Below are 22,523 nucleotides of genomic sequence, written 5' to 3'. Positions count from 1 at the left end.
CCGGCCACGGCTGCTGTCGACCCGACGGGCGACCTCGCAGGCTACTGAGCGCGCGTCAGCCGGACCAGGGACCTACGGGCCCTCGTGCCGGACGCGGAGGCCATGGCATACTCCGGAGCGTGACGACCTCCTCCCATGCGACCAGGGCCCTGCGGGCCGCGGTGTTCACCGCGCTCGCCGTGCCGATGGCCGCGTTGGGCCAGGTGGTCATCACGGGCCGTCCGCTGCCGCTGTCGCTGGTGGCCACGGCCGGTGCCGTCGTCTTCCTGGTCGCGACCGTGCTGGCCGGCGGGGAGCGGCGGTTGCTGCACATCTCCGGCGTGATGGTGCCGGTCGAGCTGCTGCTCAACACCACGTTCAACCTGGGCCAGGCCGGCTGTTCGCCGGTGCTGGCCGGTCAGGTGCCCGCACGCGGGGTGAACCTGCTGGTCTGTGGCGGCGGTTCGGTGGACGGCTCGCTGCTGAGCGGCCCGCTGGGGCACACCGCCCAGTTGGCGCCCGCCGCGACCCAGCTGCTGCTCCTGCTGGTGCACCTGGTGATCGCGCTGGCGGCCTCCGCCTGGCTGCGGATGGGCGACGCCGCCCTGTCCGGCCTGGCCCGGGCACTGCGCGCGCTGAGCGAGTCGCTGGCCGGCCCGCTGCGCGCCCTGGTCGTCCTGCTGCTCCCGGCCCCGGTCCGTCCGGTGCTGCGGGTGCCGCTGCCGGTGTCGGACCGCCCGCGACCGCGCCGCGAGGACGTGGTGCTGAGCCCGGCGCCCCGGCGCGGCCCGCCCGCCTTCGCGCCTGCCTGCTGATCTCCGGCCTCATCTGATCATCCCCGTACCCGCCCGAAACGGGCCCGGTACGCCCGCAGGCAGTGCGCACGACTCCCGCGTTCACCGACCCCGCCGCAGCAGCTGCGGCTTCCCGCGCGCACCCGCGCGCCGCGTACAGGAGTTGACTCCCCCGTGTCCCAGGACAAGAACAAGAAGCGCATCAGTGCCCGCGAGCGGATCCAGGAGGCGCAGCGCCGCGAGCAGCAGGCCGCCAAGCGCCGTCAGCGGATCGTCGTGACGGTCTCCGCCGTCGTCGTGCTGGCCCTCGCGGGCGGTGTCGCCGTGGCGGTCAACTCGGCCTCGGACAAGAACGACAAGTCCTCCGCCGCCGCGTCGGCGCCGCTGGTCACCCCGGCCAACGCCTCCGGCCCGAACGGCACGGTGATCACCTACGGCAAGGCCGACGCCCCGCACACCATGGCGGTCTACGAGGACTTCCGCTGCCCGGTCTGCAAGCACTTCGAGGCGGCGAACGGCGAGACCGTCAAGAAGCTCACCGAGGACGGCCAGATCAAGGTGGAGTTCCACCTGGCGGCCTTCCTGGACAAGAGCCTCGGCGGCAAGGGCTCGCGCACCGCGCTGGCCGCCGTCGGCGCCGCGCTGAACGAGGGCGTGGACCAGTTCAAGGCGTTCCACGACGTGCTGTACGCCAACCAGCCGGACGAGCGCGAGGACGGCTTCGGCGACGTCAACCACATCCTGGACCTGGCCGGCCAGGTGCCCGGGCTGAAGACGGACGCCTTCGTGAAGGCGGTGACCGACAAGACCTACGCCCCGTGGGCGGCCAAGGTCGCCGACGCGTTCAACGACAGCGGCGTGACCGGCACTCCGACCGTCAAGGTGGACGGCAAGCAGATCACCCTGTTCGCCGGGAACGCCGTGGTCCCGCCGGAGCAGTTCACCGCGCAGGTGAAGCAGGCCGCCGGCCTCCAGTAGGCCGCGCCCCCACCCCCGCGCACCACCGCACCGTACGGCACCACCCGGCCCGGCCGAACTCCCGGCCGGGCCGGCTCCTCCCAGCCAGCCACCGGAGTGTGCTGCCATGTCCGCTGCTACCACCGTGCCCCCGTCCCGCTCCGCTCCCGACGACGCCGCCCGGGCCCGGGCCCCGATCGGCGCGAGCCGGGCCTACGCCTTCCTGCTGTTCCTCGGCGGTCTGGTCGGGCTGGCCGCCTCGGCGGTCCTGACCTTCGACAAGCTCCGCATCCTGGAGAACCCCTCCTACGTCCCCAACTGCAACATCAACCCGGTGATCAGCTGCGGTTCGGTGATGCGCACCGAGCAGGCGGAGGTCTTCGGCTTCCCGAACCCGCTGCTCGGGCTGGCCGCCTTCGGCGCGCTGGCGGCGATCGGTGCGGGGCTGCTCGCCGGTGCGGCGTACCGGCGCTGGTTCTGGCTGGGGCTGAACGCGGGCACCGCGGTGGGCGTGGGGTTCGCGCACTGGCTGATCTACCAGGCGCTGTACGACATCGGCGCGCTCTGCCCGTACTGCATGGTGGTGTGGGCGACGGTGGTGGCGCTGTTCTGGTACACCACGCTGCACAACCTGCGCTCGGGCGTGATCCCGGTGGGCCCGCGGCTGGGCGTGGTCGTCCGGGAGGCGGCGCGCTACCACTGGGCGCTGCCGGTGCTGTGGGCGGCGGTGATCGCGCTGCTGGTCCTCAACCGGTTCTGGTACTACTGGAGCACGCTCCTCTGACCGTCCGTCACCCCACGTACCCGTCCGAGTGCAGCAGCGTGGCGGCGCCCGTCCGCCGGGCCTCCAGGGCCCCGGTGAGCCGGCGCGCCGCACCGGGCTGCAGCAGGACGGCCGCCTGGGCCGGGGTGAAGTACCCGTGGTCGGCGATCTCCTCGACCTGCGCCCGGACCACCGACCCGGCCGCGACCGTCCCGCCGTCGAACATGAACTGCACGGCGGGGTGGGCGTGTTCGCCCTGGTCGGGGATGGCGTCGCGCCACTCCACGACGAGCAGCCGCAGCGGCCCGGCCAACAGCCCCGTCTCCTCGTACAGTTCGCGGGCGGCGCACTCGGCTGGCCCCTCCCCCGGGTCCATCCCGCCGCCGGGGAACTGCCACTGGTCGCGGTAACTGGCCTTCAGCAGCAGGACCTTGCCCGCCTCGTCGGTGAGCAGCACGCTGCACCCGACGTAGGCGCGCACCATCCCGGCGAGCCACTCCTCCTCCGAGAGTGCCCAGGTGTCCGTCATCGCGCCTCCTCCGCCGACCGCCGCCGTCGGGGACAATCTGCCGCGATCCCCGCCCGCCAAACGGCTGTTCGCGCCGAATCCACCCGAATGAGTGCCGGATCCGGCCTCAGCCGAAGACGGCCCGCCGGAAGGCGTTGCGCAGCTCGGTGAGCCGCTGGATGTCCCGGTCATAGTGCACCTTGTTGGTGAGCAGCAGGGCCCAGCGGCCGAGCCGCCGGGAGACCCAGAAGCCGGTGCCGGTGAAGCCGTAGTGGACGAAGGTGCCCTCGGCCGGTCCGGTGCCGGGGGCGTACAGCCAGGACAGGCCGCGGGCGGGGGCGAGGCCGCCGGTCTGCTCGCGCAGCGACTCCTCGATCCACGCCCCGCCCCAGGGCAGCCCGGGCGGCGGGGCGAGCAGCGCGGTGAGGAAGCGGGCGAGGTCGCGGGCGGTGGAGAAGGCCCCGGCGTTGCCGGAGACCCCGCCGAGCAGCCGGGCCGAGGGGTCGTGGACGACGCCGCGCAGGTGGGCGCCGGCGCCCTCCTCGTATTCGGTGGGCGCGGTGCGGGCGGCGAGCGCGGCGCCGAGCGGACCGTAGCGGGTGTCGGCCATCCCGAGCGGCCCCCAGGCCCACCGCTCGGCGAGCCGGTCCAGCGGCGCCCCGCCGAGGTCCTCGACCAGGTAGGTGAGCAGCACGGCGGCCCGGTCGGTGTACTCGACGGCCGCGCCCGGCGGCCGGTGCGACGGGGCGGCGAGGACCCCGGCCCGGATCGCCGAAGGGTCGCGCCCGTAGAGCTGCTCGAAGCGGGTGTACGGGAGCATCCCGGCGGTGTGGGCCAGGAGTTGACGGACCGTCACCGCTCCGGCGGGGTGTCCGGCGGCGGGCGGCCACCAGGCGCCGAGCGGCTCGTCCAGCGGCAGCCGTCCGGACTGCCACAGCACTCCGGCGCAGGGCCAGAGCGCGACCACCTTGGTGAGGCTGGCGAGGTCGTACAGGGTGTCCGGCCCGGGCCTCAGCCGCGCGTACGGCCCCTGCCCGAGCGCGCCGTGCCCGCCGCCGCCGAGCGCGCCGCCGGCGTCGCCGACGGCCCAGACGGCGCCCGCCCCGACGGTGCGCGCGCCGTCCTCGACCAGCCGGTCCAGCTCCCCGCCGGGCGCGGCCAGGCCGGGGAGCCGGTCGGCTCCGGGTGCGTCGGGTCCAGTCGCTCGGCGGCTCATCCGTCCCCCTCCTCGGGCCGACGGGAGCCTTCCCCGCGCGGCCGCGGCTCAGACCGCCGGAGCGAGTTCCTTGCCGAGGCAGACGCTCTGCGGGTGGTCCTTGTAGATGCCGAACTTCCGGATCGCGGCGTAGCCCTCGGACTGGTACAGCGCGATGGCCTCGGGCTGCTCGGTGCCGGTCTCCAGGATGAAGCGGGTGCGCCCGGCCTCGACCGCGGTCCGCTCCAGGCGGCGCAGCACCGCGCGGGCCAGGCCGCGGCCGCGGGCGTCGGGGACCACGAACATCCGCTTCAGCTCGGCGTCACCGTCGCGCAGGCCGTCCGGGCCGGCCTGCTTGGCCCGCCAGCCGCCGCAGCCGACCGGCCGGCCGTCCAGGTAGGCGATCATGAACAGGCCGGCCGGCGCCTCGAAGTCCTCGGGGTGCAGGACGGTCTCGTCCGGGTCGCCGTAGCGGCGCACGTACTCCTGCTGCACCTCCGCCGACAGGGCCTGGGCGTCGGGGTGGGCGTAGCCGGTGACACGGAACTCGACGGTGCCGGTGTCCTGGGCGGTGCTGGTGCTCATGGTGAAAAAGCCTACGATCCCCGCTCAGCGGACCTCGAACCGGGCGACCAGCTCGTCCTTGCCGAACATCCGGGCGGTGTCCACGGCGCTCGGGACGCCGGCCCGGGGGTCGGCGCCGCCGGCCAGCAGCACGTCGAGCACGTCCGTGGCGCCCTTGAAGACGGCACCGGCCAGCGGGGTCTGGCCGCGGTCGTTGGCGCGGTTCGGGTCGGCGCCGTACCGGAGCAGCTCCGCGACGGTGGCGGCGTGGCCGTGGTAGGCGGCGAGCATCACCAGGGTATCGCCGCGGTCGTTGGTGAGGTCGGCCGGGGCACCGGCCCCCAGGTAGGCGGACAGGGTGTCCGTCTCCCCGGCCCGGGCGGCGTCGAAGAGCTTCCCGGCGAGCGCGATCACCTCGGCGTCGGGGGCGTCGGCGGGCTGCTGGCTGGCGGCGTCGGTCATGGCGGGCGGCCTTTCCGGTCGGGTCGTCGGGCGGTCTCGGGGCTGCGCCCAGGGCACGGTAGCGGCCGGTGCCGCGACGGGCCAGCGGACGTCCGGGATCCGGATGACGGCCCGCACCCGCCACGACACGCGACCGCACGCGTTGCGCAGCCATTCGAGCGAACTTCCGGGACCCCCCGGAAACTTCCCACCCGCCGCCCGGGAATGCCTGGGCGCACCGAATCCCCGCGCGGCCCGGCCCCCACCCCGGCCGGTGCGCATACCGCCACCCGGCCGCCGGAACGGTATTGAACGGCAGAACCACCCATTTGCACCGTTCCATCATCTATTACTTTTTGTCACGATTAGTGCACTTTCCGTAACACCCCTGCTTGTCCCCACTTCCTGAGGAGCGGAACGTGATCCTCTCGATTTCCGGCATCGTCCTGTTCGGCACCATCGCCTTTCTCTTCTTCCGCCGGGACGGACTAAAGGTCTCCCACGCCATCGTCTGCGCCCTCTTCGGCTTCTACATCGCCGGCTCCTCGATCGCGCCGAGCATCACCGCGGGCGGCGCGAGCCTCGCCAGCCTGCTCAGCGGCATCAGGTTCTAGCCGCCACCTCCTCCCCCGCCGTACCGGCCCGGGCGCGGATCCCACACCGCCCCCGGGCCCCGTCGTTCCCCACCGCGCCCACCCCACCCGTCCCACCGCCCGGGGAGTCAAGGAATGCCGCTCCACCGCCACCTCAGCAAGGGCCGCACGATCGCCCGGACCGCCGGGGACCACGCCTCCGACATGTTCGCCCCGCTCTCCGTCATCGGCCGCGGCCTGCGCCACCACGTCGACTGGGCCAGGTCCCGCTGGCAGGAGACCCCCAAGGAGCGCCGCGGCCCGACGCTGTTCCTGACCGCCGCCCTGCTGATCGGCGTCTACCTGCTGCCGCACGGCCTGCTGTTCGCCCTGATCGCCCTGATGGCCAGCGCCGCCTGGGCCGGCCGGGCCCCCAAGGCGGCACCCGCACCGCCCGCGCCGGACGCCGCCGACGTCAAGCTCGCCGCCCTCTACGCGGCGCTCACCCCGTACCTGTGCGGCCCAGAGGACGCCAACCCGCTGTACCACTTCGAGGGCGCCTACAAGAGCGCCTTCAGCGCGTGGGAGTTCGACCGCGAGGGCCGGCTCTCCCGGCTGGAGATGAGCTACCCGGCCTACTTCACCGACACCGAGCCGTCCTCCCGGGCCCGGATCGAGCAGGTGGTCCAGGGCAAGGCCGGCCGGGCCCGCGAGTACCGCTTCGACTGGGACGAGGAGTCCAACCGGCTGCGGATCACCGCGCTCGCCCCGCTGCCCACCGACATCGCCGCCCAGCGCTTCGTGGCCGCCCCCGGCGAGATCGTGCTGGGCTTCACCGACGAGGACGGCACCGCCCGCACCATCCCGGTCACCCGGGGCGGCACCACCGTCCAGCAGCCGCCGGTGGTCTGGCGCACCGGCCCGCGCTCCTCCGAGCCGCACCTGCTGGTGCTCGGCGTCACCGGCTACGGCACCTCCAGCCTGCTGCGCTCGGTCGCCCTCCAGGCGCTCCCGTACGCGGACCTGGTGGTGGTCGACGGCGCGGGCACCGGCGAGCACGCCTGCCTGGTGAACCGGCCCGGCGTGCACACCGTGGAGACCAGCCTGCACGGCGCGCTGGCCGCCCTGGACTGGGCCGTCGGCGAGACCGAGCGCCGGCTCGCCGCGCTCAACGCCGCCCGGCACGCCGGCACCGCCCCGCCCGAGGACGCCACCCGGCCGCTGTGGCTGCTGCTGGACCACCCGACCGAGCTGAGCGAGCTCGCCCAGGCCGAGGGCCGCCCCGACCCGCAGGACCTGCTGGAGCTCCCGCTGCGGCACGGCCGGGCCGCCCGGGTCACCGTGGTGGTCGCCGACGACCTCGCCGCCCGGGACCGGCTCACCACCACCGTCCGCACCACCACCCGGGCCCGGGTGGTGCTCGGCCCGGCCGGCCCCGACGAGGGCCGCGACGCGCTCGGCGCGCCGCTGGACATCGTGCCCGCCTCCCACGCCCCGGTCGGCCGCGGCTACGCCCGGATCGGCAACGGCGCCCCGCTCCGCCTCCAGGTGCCCGCCACCGTCGACCCGCTGGACGACGAGGCCCCGGCCCCGCTGCGGGACGCGGTGATCGCCCTGCTGCCGCACCGGGACAGCCGCACCGAGGCGGCCGCCGCCGCACCGCCCCGCCCGGACCGCCCGCCGGTGGTCCCCGCCGCCGAACCGGCCGCGCCGGCCCGCCCGGTCGACCTGGCCAAGGGCGAGCCGATGATCCGTTCACGGCCGATCTCCTGACGGCCGGGCCGGGCCCGTCTCCCGGGCCGGTTCCCCGGCCCTCGACCGGGGGCGGCGACCACCGCCGAATCCCGTCCCGGTACGCTCGTCACGGAAAGTCCGCACGATCACCAGATGTGAAATACGTGACACCTGGGGTGATATCACCGGCCAGATGTGACAAATCGGGCGCAGGTGGGTACAAACAGGGGCGGCACTACAGACGACGCATGTCCCGGGACGGGAATCTTCGTCGGAAGCCGAGCGTTGACCGAACGACGAAGAACAGCGACCACTAGTCCTGTGGGCCATAAGCCCGGGAGGCACGATTCATGAGCGAGCGAGCTCTCCGCGGCACGCGACTCGGGGCCACTAGCTACGAGACCGACCGTGGTATCGATCTGGCTCCCCGCCAGACCGTCGAGTACGCATGTCAGAACGGACACCGTTTCGAGGTTCCTTTCTCGGTCGAGGCCGAGATCCCCGCGACCTGGGAATGCCGCTTCTGTGGACAGGAGGCGGCGCTTCTCGACGGCGACGAGCCGGAAGAGAAGAAGATCAAGCCGACGCGCACCCATTGGGACATGCTGATGGAGCGCCGGACGCGCGAGGAGCTGGAGGAGGTGCTGGCCGAACGGCTGGCCGTGCTCCGCTCCGGCGGGATGAACCTCGCGGTACACCCGCGAGACACCCGTAAGAGCGCCTGACACCTCGCTCCCGCCCCGTGCGGGAGGACGCGAAAAGGGACCCTGGTCACCAGGGTCCCTTTCGCGTTGCCCACGGACGGGCGCAGGTGCCGTCCGCGCGACGAGCCCCCGAGGGGCGGGGTGTCCGCCCCTCGGGGGCTCGTACGTCGTGCCGGTCCGGTCAGCCGGCGATCGGCGGGCGGTAGGTGGTGTCCGGGCCCTGCGGGCCGCGCGGGCCGTCCTCCGGGTCCACGACCTCGCCCTGGACCACCTTGCCGTCCGGGCGGTGGATGCGCAGCTGCTCCTGGAGCCGCATCGCGTCCGCGAACGGGTCGGCCCCGGCGGCGGAGGTGCTGCGCAGCGCCTTGTCCGCGGCCCGGCGCCCGACCGCCCGCCACAGCGCCCGGGTGGGCGGGAAGAGCAGGGTCAGGGCCACCAGGTCCGTCAGGAAGCCGGGGACGATCAGCAGCAGGCCGGCCAGCACGGTCATGCTGGTGCCGGTCTGCGGCTGCTGGGACTGCGGGTTCTTGCTCTGCTCGATCGCCGCCGACAGCGCCTTCAGCCCGGCCCGCTTGATCAGCGAGCCGCCGATCAGGACGCCCGCGACGAGCAGCAGCACGACGGTGAGGCCGCCCAGCCACGAGCCGACCTGGACCAGCAGCCAGATCTCCAGCACCAGCCAGGCGGTGATCAGCAGCGGCAGCACCCGGCGGAGCCTGCTACGCGGGGCCGGACGGGTGGGGGTAGCTTGCTGGGTCACGGTACGAATCCACTCCAAGCGGTGCTCTGCGCGCCGCACGGGAGGTCCGGGCCGGCTACGGCACCACCTGGTCCAACGATTCCTGCCCGGCCGGTGTTCCGGACGGGGCCTTCCGGCGGCGGCCGACCAGCACCGCCGCGCCGCAGGCCAGCAGGCCGCCGACGGCCAGCGTCCACTCGGGGGCGGCGCCGACCCGGTCGGCCACCGTGGTGCCGTCGCGCAGCGGGACGGTGGCCGACAGCTCGGCCGCGGTCAGCTCCTCGGTGCGCTGCCGGACGCTGCCGTCCGGGCCGATCACCGCGCTGATGCCGCTGGTGGCGGCGATCAGCACCGCCCGGCCGTGCTCGACGGCCCGCAGCCGGCTCATCGCCAGCTGCTGCTCGGGCTGGCCGGTCTTGGCGTAGGTCGCGTTGTTGGTCTGGACGACCAGGACCCGGGCGCCGCTGTCCACGGTGTCGCGGACGATCTCGTCGTACGCGACCTCGAAGCAGATCACGTCGCCGATCCGGGCCGGGCCGAGCTGCATCACGCCGTTGTGGTCGCCGGGGTAGAAGTCCCGGGCGACCCGCTGGAGGCGGGTGATCACCTTCATCAGCTGGGCGCGGAAGGGCACGTACTCGCCGAACGGGACGGGGTGCTGCTTGGTGTAGGAGGCGCCGGGGCCGGTGACCGGGTCCCAGACGATGCCCTCGTTCTGGACGTGCTGCGCGTCCGGGCCGTCCACCAGGGTGCCGACCAGGGTGGGCACGCCGATCGCCTTCACGGCCTCGTCGATCCGCTGGCGGGCCAGCGGATCGCTGAACGGGTCGAGGTCGGAGGAGTTCTCCGGCCAGATCACGATGTCGGGGCGCTCGACCTTGCCGGCCCTGATGTCGGCGGCGAGCCGCTCGGTGGCCGCGGCGTGGTTGTTGAGGACCATCATCGGGCGGCCCAGGAAGTCCATGCCCGGGTTGGGCACGTTGCCCTGGACGATGGCGACCTTGACGGTGTCGTCGGCGGCCGTGGGCACCGGGACGAGGTAGCCGGCCAGCAGCGCGGCCACCGCCCCGAGCGCCGCCAGCGCGGCCGCCTTCGGGGCCCTGCCGGGCCCGCGCAGCCGCAGGGCGGCCCAGGCCAGCAGGGCGCCCGACAGGGCGACCGCGAAGGTCACCAGCGGCGCGCCGCCGAGCGCGGCCAGCGGGGTGTACGGGGTGGCGGTGTTGGCGAAGGCGAGCCGGCCCCAGGGGAAGCCTCCGAGCGGCAGCCGGTCGCGGGCCCACTCCTGGGTGATCCACAGGCAGGCTGTCCAGAGCGGCCAGCCGGGCAGCCGGGAGGTGACGGCCAGGGCGCCGCCGAGCAGGGCCAGGAACAGCGCCTCCACGACCGACAGGCCGATCGTGGCGTCCCAGCCGACCACCCGCAGCCAGCTGAGCAGCATCAGGAAGAACGGCAGGCCGAACGCGAAGCCCGTCCACAGGCCCTGGCGGAAGGTGCGGCCCCGGGTGAGCAGCGACAGCGCGACGACGCCGAGCAGCGACAACGGCCACAGGTCGTACGGCGGGAAGGCGAGGGCCAGCAGCAGGCCGGCCAGGGCGGCGAGGCCGGTGCGCGGGAGGCCGGCGCGGACCTTGGCGAGCGCACGGGCTCCGCGGCTCGCCCGGGGCGCCGGCTCCTGCGGCTCGGGGACGGCCTCGGGCCGTTCCTGGGTGACGGGAGTGGCCACCGGCGCACCATCTTCCTGGGGCTTGCTGTTCGGACGCTGTGCGAAGAAGGTACCCCGGAAGGTCGGAGACCCGTGAGGTCAGGGTGGTAGCGGGGTCAGCGCGGGGTGTAACGGACCTCCCGCAGCGGCCAGTGCCCGGTGAGCCAGTCGGAGACGGCGCGGTACAGCGGGGCGTCCAGGTGGGCGCGGTCGGCCCGGACCCAGGAGCTGACCGAGACCGCGGACGGGTCCTCGCGGTCCGGGTAGATGTAGACGCAGCCGATCACCTCGTCGCGGTCCGGCTCCAGGACGGTGTAGGTGAAGCCGGTGCGGGCCTCGAAGTCGGCGGCGTGCCGGCGCAGGTCGTCGAGGTTCCGCTCCGGCGGCATCCCGTCGGCGGGCGGCCAGCCGCGGCCGGCCCAGCCGGGGGTGGCGCGGATGTGGGCGATGGAGCCCGTCCAGGCGGCGTGGTCGGAGGCGTTGTGCCGCTCGCCCAGGGGTTCCAGGCGGAACTCCGGGGCGAGCAGCTCGCGCGGGACGGTGAAGTCGGCGGGTACCAGGGTCATGGTGGTCAACCTAGGCCGCGGTGACCCGCCGATCCACGGGGTTTACCGCTGGTACACCGTGCGGCCGCGGACGACGGTGCGCAGGCAGGTCGGCAGCGGGTGGCCCGGGGTGAGGTCGGGCAGGCCGGGGGTGCCGGAGCGCGGGTCGGTGGACCAGCCGGCCACCCGGGAGTCGGGGGCCTGGACGACCAGCTCGCCGGCCGCCCAGATCGCGTAGCTGGCGACCGCGCCGGGGACCAGCACGCCGTCCTGGTCCCGGCCGACGGCGCGCCAGCCGCCCCGGGTGTGGGCGGTGAAGGCGGCCCGCACCGAGATCCGGTGGTCCAGGGTCCGGTGGAAGGCCGCCGCGCGGACGGTGCCCCAGGGGTCCAGCGGGGTGACCGGGGCGTCCGAGCCGAAGGCCAGCGGGACGCCGGCCCGCAGCAGCGCGGCGAAGGGGTTGAGGGCGGCCGCGCGCTCGGCGCCCAGGCGCTGGACGTACATGCCCTCGGGCCCGCCCCAGGCGGCGTCGAAGGCGGGCTGGACGGAGGCGGTCAGGCCGAGTTCGGCGAAGGCGGCGACGGCCTCGTCGTCCAGGGCCTCGGCGTGCTCGACGCGGTGGCGCAGGGCCTTGACCCGGTCGGCGCCGACCCGGGCGCCGGCCTCCCGGACGCCCTCGATCACGGCGGCCACGGCCGCGTCGCCGATCGCGTGGAACCCGGCCTGGAGCCCGGCCCCGGTGCAGGCGGCGACGTGGTCGGCGACCTGCCCGGCGGTCAGGTAGGCGGTGCCGGTGTGCCCGGCGTCCGCGTACGGGGCGTGCAGGCAGGCGGTGTGCGAGCCGAGCGCGCCGTCCACGAAGAGGTCGCCGCCGGCGCCCACCGCACCGAGCCGGCGGGCGGTCTCGACACCGCCCAACTCGCCCCAGTAGCCGAAGACTTCGGGCCCCTCGCCGTCAGCGGCGAGAGCCAGCAGGGCGGCCAGGTCGGCCTCCGAGGAGATCTCCGGGCCGGCGCACTCGTGCAGGGCGCCGATGCCGAGCTCGGCGGCGCGGGCCAGGGTGGCCCGCTGGGCGCGGCGGCGCTGCTCGGGGGTCAGCCGGGCCAGCGCGGTCCGCCGCACGACGTGGTGGGCGTCCCTGGTGAGCGGGCCCTCGGGGTTGAAGCCGGGCGCCTCGGCCAGGCCCTCGGTGAGGTCGCGCAGCGCCGTGGTGGCGAGGGCGGAGTGCACGTCGGTGCGGGAGAGGTAGAGGGCGGCGCCGCGGGCGGCGGCGTCGAGCTCGGCGAGCGTGGGCGGGCGGCCCTCGGGCCAGCCGCTCTCGTCCCAGCCGTGGCCGATCAGCACCCCGCCGGGCTCGGGCCGGGCGTCGACGAAGGCGGTGACGGCGGCCAGGGCGGCGGCCAGCGAGGGGCTGCCGGTGAGGTCGAGGCCGGTGAGCGCCAGGCCGGTGGCGGTGGCGTGCACGTGGGCGTCCACGAAGGCGGGGGTGACCAGGGCGCCGTCCAGCTCGACGATCTCGTCGGCGGTCGCGGCGTACGCCTCGGCGGCGCCGTCGCTGCCGACCCAGGCGACGTGCCCGCCCTCCACGAGCATCGCGGTGGCGAAGGGGTCGGCGGGGCTGTAGACGGCGCCGCCGCGCAGCAGGACGGTCCGGGGAGTGCGTTCGGTCATGCGGCCAAGTCTGCACCCCGCCCGTTCGCGGTCAGAGCTTCGGGGGTCGTGCCTCGTACGGGGTGGACAGGACGACGGTGGTGCGGGTGGAGACGCCGGCGGCGCTGCGGATGCGGGCCAGCAGGTCCTCCAGGTCGCCGGGGGCGCCGACGCGGACCTTGAGTATGTAGTTCTCGTCCCCGGCGACGCTGTGGCAGGCCTCGATCTCGGGCAGGCCGGCCAGCCGTTCGGGGGTGTCGTCCGGGGCGCTCGGGTCGAAGGGTTTGACCGAGATGAACGCGGTCAGCGCCAGGTCGACGGCGTCGGGGTCGATGATCGCGGTGTAGCCGCGGATCACCCCGCGCTGTTCGAGGCGGCGCACCCGCTGGTGCACCGCCGAGGTGGACAGGCCGGTGGCCTTGCCCAGGTCCGTGTAGCTCATCCGGCCGTCTTCGAGGAGCAGCTGGACGATGCGTTGGTCGAGATCCTCCACAGTGCGCAAACCTACCCGGTCGGGAGCACGGGGGGCGCACGCGGTGGCACGGGGAGGGATCGCAGGTACCGGGCGGGCACATGCCGGGCGAATGTGGCGTCCGGTGTGGCCAAGGACACACCCGGTGCATCACGGTGCACGGGACCGCAGGGTTATGAGTCCTGATCACAGGGAAGTGCTGGTTGTGGCCCTGGACGACCACGCCGGGCCCGATCCTAGGGGGATCCTCATGCCTGCTACTGACCAGCGTGTGCTGGGCGCCGACGAGACCGACGATATGACCGACCGCGAGGACCTCGCGGTCGATTACATGCCGGGCACCGACCCCGGCGAGGCGGAGAACTGGGACATCTTCCGGGTCGACTGCCCCGAGTGCCGCCGCCCGATCGCCCTGGTGGCGGACGAGGACCGGCTGCCGCAGCACGCGCTGCTGCCGACCGCCTGGAACCCCTTCGCCCCCGCGATCTGCCCGGGCTCGGGCACCCCGACGGACGACCTGGCCGAGGTCGAGGCCCCGGAGGACGCCGAACCGGCCCGGATCGACGCGCTGTTCAAGCTCCCGACCGGGCTGGACTGGCGCACCCAGCCGTTCTCGCACGCCGTCGCGCACCGCCCGGTGCGGCTCGCCGCGGTCGGCCAGGCCGCTCCGACCGCGCCCGCCGCCCCGACGGTCGCGACGATGCGGGCCGCCATCCCCGAGCAGCGCCGCCGTCGTCCGGCGCTGACCGCCCGTACCGCCAAGGCGAGCTGACGCTCCGCCGGGAACGCCTCCGGCCGTCACTCCGCACCCTGGAGTGACGGCCGGAGGCCGTGAGGGAGCCGGGCCTGTCCGGTGGGTTTTGTCGGATCAGGGCGCGGCGTTGGGGTGCGTGCATCGCAAGGCGGAGGAGGGAGCCACTGCGGTGGGGGCACCTCCCGGCCGAAGGCTGGGGGCCATTGGCGACCGACGACAACGCGGCGAGGTGCGTGCCCCGGCGTCGCGCACCCGGCAAGGACCCGCCGGACAGGCCCTGGGCCGTCAGGCCTTCGTGAGGTGGCGGCCGATCACCAGGCGCTGGATCTGGTTGGTGCCCTCGACGATCTGCAGCACCTTGGCCTCGCGCATGTAGCGCTCGGCCGGGAAGTCCTGGGTGTAGCCGTAGCCGCCGAGCACCTGGACGGCGTCGGTGGTCACCCGCATCACCGCGTCGGTGCAGAACAGCTTGGCCATCGCCGCCTCCTTGGAGAACGGGCGGCCGGCGTCCCGCAGCCGGGCGGCGGAGAGGTAGAGCGAGCGGCCGGCCTCGATCTGGGTGGCCATGTCGGCGAGCATGAAGGACAGGCCCTGGAACTCGGCGATCGGGCGGCCGAACTGGCGCCGGGTGCGGGCGTAGTCGACGGCGAGGTCGAGCGCGGCCTGGGCCACCCCTATCGCGCAGGCGGCGATGCCGAGGCGGCCGGAGTCCAGCGCGGCGAGCGCGATCTGGAAGCCCTGCCCCTCCTCGCCGACCAGCCGCTCGCGGGGCACCCGGGCGCCGTCGAAGTGCAGCTGCGCGGTCGGCGAGGACCACATGCCCATCTTGCGCTCCGGCGGGGCCGCGGACAGGCCCTGCTGGGTGCCGGGGACCAGCAGGCAGCTGATGCCCTTGGGGCCGTCGACGCCGGTGCGCACCAGGGCGCTGTAGAAGTCGGCCTGGCCGCCGTGGGTGATCCAGGCCTTGGTGCCGTTCACCACGTACGTGTCGCCGTCGAGGTCGGCGCGGGTGCGCAGCGCGGCCGCGTCGGAGCCGGACTGCGGCTCGGAGAGGCAGTAGGCGCCGAGCTGCTCGCCGGAGAGCATGGCGGGCAGCCACGTCTCGCGCTGCTCGTCGGTGCCGAAGGTGGCCAGCGCGTGGCAGGAGAGGGTGTGCACGCTGACGCCGAGGCCGACGGCCAGCCAGCCGGCCGCGAGCTCCTCCAGCACCTGCAGGTACACCTCGTAGGGCTGGTCGCCGCCGCCGTACTTCTCGTCGTACGGGAGGGAGAGCAGGCCGGCTTCGCCGAGGGTGCGGAAGACCTCCCGCGGGAAGCGGCCGGCGGCCTCGTCCTCCGCCGCGCGCGGCTGGAGCTCGCGCTGGACCAGGTCCCGGGTGAGGCCCAGCAGCTCGCGGGCCTCCTCGGTGGGCAGCTGGCGCTCCACGGCTTTCACAGGGGAGGGGGTCATGGCGGTGGTCGCCTCCTCGATCGGGGCGCGGGACCGAGGTGTCGGCCGGTCCGGCGTGGGTGTGGCTGGTCGGACCGACCGGCACCGGGTTGCGGTGAACGGCCGTTCACAGTCGTGGCGAAGGCGAGTATGCCCGAAACCCGCGCTGCCGTCACGACCTGCACATATGAACTGGACGCAGTGGCGGGCTACGGCACCGTAGGGTTGACGTTGTGGCTGTATCCGAACCCCTCCCGACCCGATTCCGGCCCGCTCCGGACGACCGGCTGACCGCGCTCGCGGCCGAGTTGCGAGCGCTGCCGCCCTCCTGCGGGCCGGTGCGGCTGGTCGCGGTGGACGGCCACGCGGGCTCCGGCAAGACCACCTTCGCCGGACGGCTGGCGGCGGCGCTCGGCGGGGCCCCGGTGGTCCACCTCGACGACCTGGCCACCCACCGCGAGCCCTTCGGGTGGACCGGACGGCTGCGCGAGCAGGTGCTGGAGCCGCTGGCGGCCGGGCGGGACGCCGAGTACCGGGTGTACGACTGGACGCTGCGCCGCTTCGCGGGCGCGGCCGCGGTGCCGGCCGCCCCGGTGGTGCTGGTGGAGGGGGTCGGCGCCGGGCGGCGGGCGGTGCGGCCGTGGCTGGCCCGGGTGATCTGGATGGAGCTGGACGCCGTCTCGGCCCGGCGGCGCGGGGAGGAACGGGACGGGCCGGAACTGGCCGAGTTCTGGGCGGGCTGGGCCCGGGCCGAATCGGCGCATTTCGCCGCCGATCCGAGCCGTCCGCACGCCGTGACGCGGGTCGACGGGGTGACCGGCCGGATCGCCCCGGACACCGTCGGTGAATCTTCAACCAACGCCTTGACCTGCGACATCGCCAGGATCTAGGTTCTCCTCAGCCACCGGAACAACAGATTCCGGTTGCCTCGGACCCGGCGCCCCCGGCTTGTTCCCCCGTGAGCCGGGGACGCCGTCCAGTCCCCTTCCGAAACCCGCTCCCCCGCCGCCCGTTTCGTCGCCCGGCCGCTCAACGGCCGCTCGTGCGATCGCATTTGCCCCTGTGCGGCACCCTTCCGGATCAGCGCCGCGCCGGTACGATTCCTGGCAGGCGCAGTTGCGCCACAGGGGGTCGACGACCACCGGCCAGGCTAGGCGCAGGCAACCCGCCGGCCGAGCCCCGGGCCGCACCGCGGGGGGCGTGAGTGACGACGGTGGACAGTTCCGACAGCACGGCGGGCGGGCCCGACCGGCTCGCCGACCGCGCCTGGCTGCGCGCCATGGACGCGTACACGGCCGGTGCGTACACCCGGGCCGAGGAGGAGTTCCGGGCCGCCGTCCGGCTGGACCCGGGCATGGCCGACGCCTGGCTCGGACTGCACGCGCTGCGCAGCGACACCTCGGCCGCGCTGCTGGCCATGTACCGCAACCAGAAGCGGTTCGGCGAGCAGCGGCAACTGCACCGACGGCCGCTCAGTTCCTGGTACTGGCTGGGCTGGTGGGTGCAGCCGGTGCTGGAGGACGCCCGCGACCTCGCGCTGGCGCACGCCTCGCACTGGCTGGACGGGCGCCACCTGGCCGAACTGGACCGGGCGTTGGAGCAGTGTCCGGCGCCCAGCGAGGACCCGTCCGCCCGCTTCCTGTACGCCTGCCGGTCCTACCTGCTCAAGGACTGGGAGCAGCTGATCCGGGACACCGACCGCCTGCTGGACGACCCGCTGCTCGGCATCGAGGCCGGGCTGTTCGCCGGCATGGCGCGGGTGCGCCTCGACATGTGCGCCCAGGCGCAGGCCCCGCTGGCCGCCTCGCTGGCCCGCTGCCGCTCCGAGCAGCCGCAGCGCAAGGAGCTGCGGTACTGGCTGGCCCGGGCGTACGAGGGGGCCGGGCGCAGCGCCGCGGCGCTGCCGCTCTACCGGGCGGTGCACCGGGCGGACCCGGCGTTCATGGACACCGCGACCCGGCTGACGGCCATCTCGGCCGAGGACGCGCTCGCCGACGGCCTCGTGGACGCCATCGCGGACGGGCTCGCCAACGGGCTCGCGGACGGGCTGACGGCGGGCGGCAGCCCGGGTGCGGCCGACGCCGCCGCACCGGGCGGGCCGGGTGCCGATCCCGGCTACCCGGACGACGCCGGATACCCCGAACTGCCCGGGTACGGGGAGGAGTTCGCGGACGCGGGCGGGCCGGGCGGCGCGACCGTCCCCGGCGACGGGCTGTCGAGCGACGGAGTGCCCGGCGGGCTGTCGAACGGCCTGCTGTCGAACGGCCTGGCGTCGAACGGCGGCGGACCCTCGGTGGACGCCGGACTGGTGGACGGCCCCCCGGCGGACGGGGCCCTGGCCGGCGGCGCCCTGCTGGACGGGACCGCGACCGGCGGCGCCCGGCTGGACGGCGCCCCGGCCGACGGCGCTCCGCAGGCCGCCGGGGAGCGCTCCGGCTCGGGCGCCCCGGCCGGCCCCGCCGTACCGCCGCTGCCCGCCCTCGGCCGGGTGCAGCCCCGGACCGCCGCCGTGCCGGAGCTCCGGTCCGCCGGCGACGAACGGGAGTTGGACGCGGCCCTGGCCGAACTCTCCCTGATGGTCGGCCTGGAGCCGGTCAAGCGCCAGGTGCGGGCGCTGTCCGCCCAGTTGAGAATGTCGCGGCTGCGGGCCGAGCAGGGCCTGCCCGTCCAGCCGCCGAAGCGACACTTCGTCTTCTCCGGCCCCTCGGGCACCGGCAAGACCACCGTGGCCCGGATCCTCGGCCGGGTCTTCCACGCCCTCGGCCTGCTCTCCGGCGACCACCTCGTGGAGGCCCAACGCGCCGACCTGGTGGGCGAGTTCCTCGGCCAGACGGCCGTGAAGGCGAACGAGCTGATCGACTCCGCGCTGGACGGCGTGCTGTTCATCGACGAGGCGTACAGCCTCTCCAACTCCGGCTACACCAAGGGCGACGCGTACGGCGACGAGGCGCTCCAGGTGCTGCTCAAGCGCGCCGAGGACAACCGGGACCGGCTGGTGGTGATCCTGGCCGGCTACCCCGAGGGCATGAACCGGCTGCTCGCCACCAACCCCGGCCTCAACTCCCGCTTCACCACCCGGGTCGACTTCCCCAGCTACCGCCCCGGCGAGCTGACCGCGATCGGCGCCGCGCTGGCCGGCCGGGACGGCGACGGCTGGGACGAGGACGCCGCCGAGGAGCTGGCCAGCATCTGCACCCACGTGGTCCGCGAGGGCTGGATCGACGAGCTGGGCAACGGCCGGTTCATCCGCACCCTGTACGAGAAGTCCTGCGCCTACCGGGACCTGCGGCTGACGCTGCTGCGCGAGCCGCCGGGCCGGGAGGACCTGGCCACCCTGCGGCTGCCGGACCTCGTCCAGGCGTACGGGGAGCTGATCGACGGCCGGAGCTGATCCCCGCACCGGCCCCCTGCTCAGCCCCTGAGGAGCGCGGCCTCCCGCTCCCGGTCCAGCCCGACCCTGACCCGGTCGCTCCGCTGCGGCGCGCTGCCGCCGATGGACCGCAGCCAGGCCCAGGTGGACTCGACGGTCTCGGCGACCGGGCGGCAGCGCAGCCCGGCACCGAGCGCGCGCTCGACCGAGCCGGTGTGCAGGAAGTCGTACAGCCCGCCGGGCGCCAGCCAGATCGGCAGCTCGGTCCACGGCTCGACGCCCGCCGCGAGGATCCGCTCCGGGTCCGTCCAGCGCAGTTCGGCGTCCGAGCCGGTGGCCCGTACGCAGGCCTCCAGCAACTCGCCCATGGTGGCGTGGCCGGACGGGCCGACCAGGTTGTACGGGCCGCCGAGCCGGGCCGCCGAGGCGTCCAGGAGCCAGGCCGCGAGGTCGCGCACGTCGATGTACTGGAGGGCCAGGTCGCGCGGCCCGGGGGCGAGCACCGGGCCGCCCTCGGCGATCCGGTTGAGCCACCAGGGCAGCCGGCCGATGTCCTCGTGCGGGCCGATGATCAGCCCGGCCCGGGCGAGCAGCGCCCGCCCGCCGAACTCCGCCTCCAGCGCCAGCTCCGCGCCGCGCTTGGCCTCGGCGTAGGGCACGTCGCCGGTGAGGTCCGGGGAGGAGGCGACCACCGGCGCGGCCTCGCCGGCCCCGGCCACCAGCGGGTGGTCGTACACCGACCGGCTGGAGACGTAGGCGTAGTGGCCGACCCGGCCGTTCAGGAGGCGGGCGCTGTCGCGCACCGCCGCGGGGGCCCAGGACCAGGTGTCCACCACCGCGTCCCACTCCCCCGTGCCGAGCGCCGCGAGGCCGTCCGGCGCGGTGCGGTCGCCCGTCAGCACCCGGACGCCCCCGGGCGCGGGCTGCGTGCCGCGGTTGAGGGCCGTCACCTCCCAGCCCCTGGCCAGCGCCTCCTCGGCGACGACCCGTCCGACGAACCCGGTTCCACCCAGCAGGAGAAGTCTCATGCCGACCACCCTGCTACCAGGGTGGCCGGCATGGGAACGGGTGCATGCTCAGGGCAGAATCGCCAGGAGCGGACACGCCGTCAGCGAAAGCCGGAACTCTCCGGGGAGGCGCCGACCGACGGGCGTCAGGCCGTGGCGCGGTGGTCCGGGTCGTGCATCTCGCCGACCAGCTCCTCCAGCACGTCCTCCAGCATGACCACGCCGAGCGTGCGCCCGTCCTGGTCCAGCACGGCAGCCAGGTGGCAGGTGGCCCGGCGCATCGCGCCGAGGGCGTCGTCCAGCGGGAGGCTGCCGCGCAGCACCGTGATCGGCCGCCACAGGCGGGCCGGGACGGGTGCCGAGGGGTCGTCCACGTCGAGGATGTCCTTGAGGTGGACGTAGCCGAGGTAGCCGTGGCCGGCCGGGTCCCCGTCGGTGACCGGGAAGCGCGAGAAGCCGGTGCGCAGCGCCAGCTCCTCGACCTCGGCGGCGGTCGCCTTGGTGTCCACGGTGACCAGCTGCTCGGGCTTGAGCAGCACCTCGGTGACCGGGCGGCGGCCCAGCTCCAGGGCGTCCTCCAGCCGCTCCTGGCGGCTCTCGTCGAGCAGCCCGGCGTCCCGGGAGTCCGCCAGCAGGTACATCAGCTGCTCGGTGGTGAAGACCGACTCGACCTCGTCCTTGGCGTCCACCCGGAACAGCTTCAGGATGCCGTTGGCGGAGGCGTTCAGCGCCCGGATCACCGGGGCGAGCCAGCGGGCCAGCCGGTCCAGCGGCGGGCCGAGCCAGAGCGCGGCCTTCTCCGGGCCGGCCATGGCCATGTTCTTCGGCACCATCTCGCCGAACACCATGTGCAGGAAGACCACGAGGGCGAGCGAGATGCCGAACGAGAGCGGGTGCATCAGGCCGGACGGGACGCCGATCGCGTGGAACGGGCCCTCCAGCAGCGAGGCGATGGTCGGCTCGGCGAGGGCGCCGAGGCCCAGCGAGCAGACCGTGATGCCGAGCTGGGCGGCGGCCAGCATCGCCGAGACGTTGGACAGCGCGTGCAGCACGGTGCGGGCGCGCTTGTGCCCGGCCTCGGCGAGCGGCTCGATCTGGCTGCGGCGCACCGACACCACGGCGAACTCGGCGCCGACGAAGAAGGCGTTGCCGAGCAGGAGCAGCAGCGCGACGGCCAGTTGCAGGGCGGTCATCGGCCCTCCTCCCGGTCCTCGTCGAAGCGCGCGGGCGCGGTGGTGCGCTCCACCCGGACCTCGGTGGTGCGGTGGCGGTCGACACCGGTCACGGTGAACCGCCAGCCGGGCAGCTCGGCCTGCTCGCCCACCTCGGGGAGCTTGCCGAGCAGGTCGGCGACCAGGCCGGCCAGGGTCTCGTACGGACCGTCCGGGGCGTTCAGGCCGATCCGCTCCAGCTGGTCGATCCGGGCGCGGCCGTCGGCCTCCCAGACCGGCAGGCCGTTGACCGGCGGCAGCGGGAACAGCTCGGGGTGGTCGTCGGGGTCGTGCTCGTCCTGCACCTCGCCGACGATCTCCTCGACGATGTCCTCGACGGTGACGACGCCGGCGGTGCCGCCGTACTCGTCGACCACGATGGCCATCGGCTGGAGGCGGCGCAGCTGGTCGAGCAGCCGCTCGGCGGGCAGCGTCTCGGGCACCAGCAGCGGCGGCGAGGCCAGCTCGGCGACCCGCACCAGGCCGCGCCGGGCGGCCGGGACGGCCAGGGCGTCCTTGAGCGTGACGATGCCGGTGACCTCGTCCAGGCTGTCGGTGTGCACCGGGAAGCGGGACAGGCCGGTGGCCCGGGTCAGGTTGATGACGTCGGAGGCGGTGGCGTCGCGCTGGAGCGCGGCCACGTCGACGCGCGGGGTCATCACGGACTCGGCGGTCAGCTCGCTCAGCGCGAGGGTGCGGACGAACAGGGTCGCCGACTCCTCGTCTATCGCGCCGGCCTTGGCCGAGTGACGGGCCAGCGAGACCAGCTCGTCGGGGGTGCGGGCGTGCCCCAGCTCCTCCTGCGGCTCGACGCCGAAGGCCCGTACGGTCCGGTCGGCGGTGCCGTTGAGGAAGCTGATCAGCGGGCGGCAGACCCGGGAGAAGGCCATGTGCGGGGCGGCGACCGCGCGGGCCACCTGGAGCGGGCGGGAGATCGCCCAGTTCTTCGGCACCAGCTCGCCGATCACCATCTGGACGACGGTGGCCAGCACCATGCCGACGATCACGGAGACGCCTCGGGCGGCCGAGTCGGGCACGCCGATGCCGGTCATGACGGGTGCGAGCAGGGTCGACAGGGCCGGCTCGGCGAGCATGCCGACCACCAGCGAGGTGACGGTGATGCCGAGCTGGGCGCCGGACAGCTCGAAGGAGAGGTGCCGCAGGGCCCCGGCGACGCGGCGGGACTTGGCGTCGCCCGTCTCCGCGGAGCGTTCCACCTCACCGCGCTCGACGGTCACGAAGGCGAACTCGGCAGCCACGAAGAGGCCGTTGGCGAGGATCAGGAGAACGGCTGCGAGCAACAGCAGCCAGGCGGTGATCACAGTGCCGCCTGCCTTCCGGGGAGCGGAAGCGAGGCGGCGCAGGTACTACCGGACGGATCGTCCATCGAGGGGGAGTGTCACTCCTCTGGTCGGGTTCGGGCACTCGATTTTC

At 74.5% G+C, this 22,523-nt stretch carries 22 protein-coding genes; 9 read left to right on the top strand and 13 right to left on the bottom strand.

Annotated features, from left to right (window positions below; all coding sequences use genetic code 11):
• The first annotated feature begins 119 nt into the window (after nt 1–119).
• The 3 genes from ACFCY1_RS15660 to ACFCY1_RS15650 all read left to right on the top strand — a co-directional run bounded on the left by ACFCY1_RS15660 (nt 120) and on the right by ACFCY1_RS15650 (nt 2,514).
• Nucleotides 120–794 (top strand): hypothetical protein, encoded by a 675-nt coding sequence (locus tag ACFCY1_RS15660; protein WP_074005178.1) that lies wholly within the window; start codon nt 120–122, stop codon nt 792–794.
• A gap of 153 nt (nt 795–947) precedes the next feature.
• Nucleotides 948–1,751: a thioredoxin domain-containing protein gene (locus ACFCY1_RS15655; RefSeq protein ID WP_049659252.1), complete on the top strand. Its 804-nt coding sequence runs from the start codon at nt 948–950 to the stop codon at nt 1,749–1,751.
• A 106-nt stretch (nt 1,752–1,857) separates the two neighbouring features.
• A complete protein-coding gene (locus ACFCY1_RS15650) occupies nt 1,858–2,514 on the top strand; it encodes a vitamin K epoxide reductase family protein (protein ID WP_375874889.1) in 657 nt (218 codons plus the stop codon).
• A 7-nt stretch (nt 2,515–2,521) separates the two neighbouring features.
• Here the strand turns inward: ACFCY1_RS15650 and ACFCY1_RS15645 are convergent, their stop codons facing one another.
• From ACFCY1_RS15645 to ACFCY1_RS15630, 4 genes are all read right to left on the bottom strand, one after another.
• Complete coding sequence (locus ACFCY1_RS15645) at nt 2,522–3,022, bottom strand: NUDIX domain-containing protein (protein WP_375874888.1); 501 nt, start codon at nt 3,020–3,022, stop codon at nt 2,522–2,524.
• Between the two features lie 106 nt (nt 3,023–3,128).
• Nucleotides 3,129–4,217 carry a serine hydrolase domain-containing protein gene (locus ACFCY1_RS15640; RefSeq protein ID WP_375874887.1) on the bottom strand — a complete coding sequence of 363 codons (1,089 nt, stop codon included), beginning with the start codon at nt 4,215–4,217 and terminating at the stop codon, nt 3,129–3,131.
• Between the two features lie 48 nt (nt 4,218–4,265).
• On the bottom strand, nt 4,266–4,781 hold the full coding sequence (locus tag ACFCY1_RS15635; RefSeq protein WP_049660050.1) for a GNAT family N-acetyltransferase: 516 nt from the start codon (nt 4,779–4,781) through the stop codon (nt 4,266–4,268).
• Between the two features lie 24 nt (nt 4,782–4,805).
• Complete coding sequence (locus ACFCY1_RS15630; RefSeq protein ID WP_049660049.1) at nt 4,806–5,222, bottom strand: ankyrin repeat domain-containing protein; 417 nt, start codon at nt 5,220–5,222, stop codon at nt 4,806–4,808.
• Nucleotides 5,223–5,620: 398 nt separating this feature from the next.
• Here ACFCY1_RS15630 and ACFCY1_RS15625 point away from each other — a divergent pair, with 398 nt between their 5' ends.
• The 3 genes from ACFCY1_RS15625 to ACFCY1_RS15615 all read left to right on the top strand — a co-directional run bounded on the left by ACFCY1_RS15625 (nt 5,621) and on the right by ACFCY1_RS15615 (nt 8,232).
• A complete protein-coding gene (locus ACFCY1_RS15625) occupies nt 5,621–5,815 on the top strand; it encodes a hypothetical protein (protein WP_049660046.1) in 195 nt (64 codons plus the stop codon).
• A 114-nt stretch (nt 5,816–5,929) separates the two neighbouring features.
• Nucleotides 5,930–7,546, top strand: a complete 1,617-nt coding sequence (locus ACFCY1_RS15620) for a hypothetical protein (RefSeq protein ID WP_375874886.1) — start codon at nt 5,930–5,932, stop codon at nt 7,544–7,546.
• 311 nt (nt 7,547–7,857) lie between these two features.
• A complete protein-coding gene (locus tag ACFCY1_RS15615; protein ID WP_049655293.1) occupies nt 7,858–8,232 on the top strand; it encodes an RNA polymerase-binding protein RbpA in 375 nt (124 codons plus the stop codon).
• Nucleotides 8,233–8,392: 160 nt separating this feature from the next.
• On the opposite strand, the gene fxsA is transcribed toward ACFCY1_RS15615, so the two are convergent.
• The 5 genes from fxsA to ACFCY1_RS15590 form a co-directional block, all read right to left on the bottom strand.
• Nucleotides 8,393–8,971: an FxsA family membrane protein gene (gene fxsA, locus ACFCY1_RS15610; RefSeq protein ID WP_074005174.1), complete on the bottom strand. Its 579-nt coding sequence runs from the start codon at nt 8,969–8,971 to the stop codon at nt 8,393–8,395.
• Nucleotides 8,972–9,026: 55 nt separating this feature from the next.
• A complete protein-coding gene (lnt, locus tag ACFCY1_RS15605; RefSeq protein ID WP_375874885.1) occupies nt 9,027–10,673 on the bottom strand; it encodes an apolipoprotein N-acyltransferase in 1,647 nt (548 codons plus the stop codon).
• 95 nt (nt 10,674–10,768) lie between these two features.
• Entirely contained in the window at nt 10,769–11,218 is a 450-nt protein-coding gene (locus ACFCY1_RS15600; protein WP_199823138.1) for an N-acetyltransferase, read from the bottom strand.
• 42 nt (nt 11,219–11,260) lie between these two features.
• Nucleotides 11,261–12,868 carry an amidohydrolase gene (locus ACFCY1_RS15595; RefSeq protein ID WP_375874884.1) on the bottom strand — a complete coding sequence of 536 codons (1,608 nt, stop codon included), beginning with the start codon at nt 12,866–12,868 and terminating at the stop codon, nt 11,261–11,263.
• 31 nt (nt 12,869–12,899) lie between these two features.
• On the bottom strand, nt 12,900–13,340 hold the full coding sequence (locus ACFCY1_RS15590) for an Lrp/AsnC family transcriptional regulator (protein ID WP_045694655.1): 441 nt from the start codon (nt 13,338–13,340) through the stop codon (nt 12,900–12,902).
• Nucleotides 13,341–13,569: 229 nt separating this feature from the next.
• Between ACFCY1_RS15590 and ACFCY1_RS15585 the strand changes: the two genes are divergently transcribed.
• On the top strand, nt 13,570–14,091 hold the full coding sequence (locus tag ACFCY1_RS15585) for a hypothetical protein (RefSeq protein WP_181970507.1): 522 nt from the start codon (nt 13,570–13,572) through the stop codon (nt 14,089–14,091).
• 267 nt (nt 14,092–14,358) lie between these two features.
• On the opposite strand, the gene ACFCY1_RS15580 is transcribed toward ACFCY1_RS15585, so the two are convergent.
• Entirely contained in the window at nt 14,359–15,522 is a 1,164-nt protein-coding gene (locus ACFCY1_RS15580) for an acyl-CoA dehydrogenase family protein (RefSeq protein ID WP_074005169.1), read from the bottom strand.
• A 212-nt stretch (nt 15,523–15,734) separates the two neighbouring features.
• Between ACFCY1_RS15580 and ACFCY1_RS15575 the strand changes: the two genes are divergently transcribed.
• Both ACFCY1_RS15575 and ACFCY1_RS15570 read left to right on the top strand, forming a co-directional pair.
• Nucleotides 15,735–16,391, top strand: coding sequence for a uridine kinase (locus tag ACFCY1_RS15575; RefSeq protein ID WP_375874883.1), 657 nt, complete (start codon nt 15,735–15,737; stop codon nt 16,389–16,391).
• A gap of 323 nt (nt 16,392–16,714) precedes the next feature.
• The gene (locus ACFCY1_RS15570) at nt 16,715–18,892 is read left to right on the top strand and encodes an AAA family ATPase (RefSeq protein ID WP_375874882.1); all 2,178 of its coding nucleotides are present in this window, start codon (nt 16,715–16,717) and stop codon (nt 18,890–18,892) included.
• A gap of 20 nt (nt 18,893–18,912) precedes the next feature.
• Here ACFCY1_RS15570 and ACFCY1_RS15565 read toward each other — a convergent pair whose 3' ends face one another.
• From ACFCY1_RS15565 to ACFCY1_RS15555, 3 genes are all read right to left on the bottom strand, one after another.
• The gene (locus ACFCY1_RS15565; protein WP_375874881.1) at nt 18,913–19,899 is read right to left on the bottom strand and encodes an NAD-dependent epimerase/dehydratase family protein; all 987 of its coding nucleotides are present in this window, start codon (nt 19,897–19,899) and stop codon (nt 18,913–18,915) included.
• 125 nt (nt 19,900–20,024) lie between these two features.
• Nucleotides 20,025–21,071 carry a hemolysin family protein gene (locus tag ACFCY1_RS15560; RefSeq protein ID WP_049651345.1) on the bottom strand — a complete coding sequence of 349 codons (1,047 nt, stop codon included), beginning with the start codon at nt 21,069–21,071 and terminating at the stop codon, nt 20,025–20,027.
• Nucleotides 21,068–22,411 carry a hemolysin family protein gene (locus tag ACFCY1_RS15555; RefSeq protein ID WP_049651344.1) on the bottom strand — a complete coding sequence of 448 codons (1,344 nt, stop codon included), beginning with the start codon at nt 22,409–22,411 and terminating at the stop codon, nt 21,068–21,070. The genes ACFCY1_RS15560 and ACFCY1_RS15555 overlap by 4 nt, the downstream gene beginning before the upstream one ends.
• Nucleotides 22,412–22,523: the final 112 nt, after the last annotated feature.

The organism is Kitasatospora sp. NPDC056273 (assembly GCF_042268845.1).
Taxonomy (GTDB): Bacteria; Actinomycetota; Actinomycetes; order Streptomycetales; family Streptomycetaceae; genus Kitasatospora.
The sequence above is the reverse complement of the archived record's forward strand: the minus strand, read 5'-3'. Positions and strand labels throughout refer to the sequence as shown.